Below are 538 nucleotides of genomic sequence, written 5' to 3' on the forward strand. Positions count from 1 at the left end.
GCGCTACCTCCTCAACGGTGATGGTGGGGTCTGCGAGCATCGCCTTGGCGCGCTTGATCTCGGCCGGCCCCATCGCCGGCTTGCGCCCGCCGCGCCGCCCTAGCGCCTTGGCCTGAGCAAGCCCGGCATGGGTGCGCTCCAGCATCAACTCACGCTCAAACTCGGCGACGGCCGCGAAGACGTGGAACACAAGCCGCCCGCCGGGGCTGGTGGTGTCGATCGCCTGGGTGAGTACACGAAGGCCGATCTCGCGCTTAGCAAGATCTTCGGCCGTCTCCACGAGCTGCCGGACGGAGCGCGCGAGCCGATCGAGCTTCCAAACCACCAGCGTGTCGCCGGCACGAAGGTAATCAAGCGCGGCTTTCAGCTCAGGCCGATCGCGCTGCGCACCGGACGCCTTCTCCATAAACACTCGCTCGCATCCGGCTTGCCTGAGTGCGTCGAGTTGAAGGGCAGGAGATTGGTCCCTAGTAGACACGCGCGCTGTAAACGCTCGCGCTAAATGGCGGCGTTCTGATCGCGCTATTTGTCAGTTGCC

1 protein-coding gene is annotated in these 538 nt (G+C 65.2%); it reads right to left on the reverse strand.

Annotation, left to right across the window (positions count from 1 at the left end; genetic code table 11):
- On the reverse strand, nucleotides 1-478 hold a 478-nt coding region (locus tag AX709_RS16820; protein WP_269453989.1), incomplete at its 3' end, for a recombinase family protein.
- Between the last annotated feature and the right edge of the window lie 60 nt (nucleotides 479-538).

Origin of the sequence: Sphingomonas sp. CCH15-F11, assembly GCF_001557005.1 — a bacterium.
GTDB lineage: Bacteria > Pseudomonadota > Alphaproteobacteria > Sphingomonadales > Sphingomonadaceae > Sphingomonas.